The organism is Vibrio sp. 1580, from assembly GCF_033340055.1.
The window spans coordinates 1-610 of record NZ_JAWOVT010000432.1 but is presented as its reverse complement, the minus strand read 5'-3'; the positions used below and the strand labels follow the sequence as shown (position 1 = coordinate 610).

At 46.7% G+C, this 610-nt stretch carries 1 protein-coding gene and 1 pseudogene; one reads left to right on the top strand and one right to left on the bottom strand.

Annotation, left to right across the window (positions count from 1 at the left end):
• Positions 1 to 377: PilZ domain-containing protein (locus R7093_RS26420; protein WP_318147176.1), on the top strand; the 377-nt coding region annotated here is incomplete at its 5' end.
• Positions 378 to 402: 25 nt separating this feature from the next.
• Here the strand turns inward: R7093_RS26420 and R7093_RS26415 are convergent.
• Positions 403 to 610: pseudogene (locus R7093_RS26415) on the bottom strand (1,4-alpha-glucan branching protein); the annotation flags it as partial.

The window sequence follows — 610 nt, the reverse complement described above, 5'->3', positions numbered from 1 at the left end:
CTTCCCCTCTGCTCTTTATTCGCATACCCGGTACGTTTGCAACTAAGCCTGTTAGAGAGCACGAGCGTTACAAGCTGCAAATGGACTGTACCATCGATCACAGCGGCAATATTTATGACGGCAGTTTGGTTGATTTTTCACTGGCAGGCGTCGGTGTTCAGACCTTTATTGAGCCTGAGTTTAAGGTTGGAGACCGAGTTTCGGTGGTATCACCTCTTAGCATTCATATAGGAGAGGAAAATCCTTGCTTGATCGCCAATATAAAGAAGCAACCCAAAGGCTGGGTGATAGGCATTCGATTCGAGCAACCCATTACTATGACTGAAGATTTGAAAACCAAGTTGCTGGAACAGTCCTTTCTGACCAGCAACGTATGATTTAGTAAACTGAGGCGCATCAAGGCTATGATTGGCTAAAGCGCGTTGCAGCAAAGCTGTTGAGTAACCGATGCACGGCATAAGTAACAAGCAAAGTGACCACGATGGCAAACAGTATGCTGCTGACTCGATACAAAGCACTAAAAATCAGGTCACCATCGGGCGTGAGATACTGTCCGAATAAGATCCCTAAAGTAGTGAGGCCGCCAAAGCCTGCACCTGAACCACTGGAT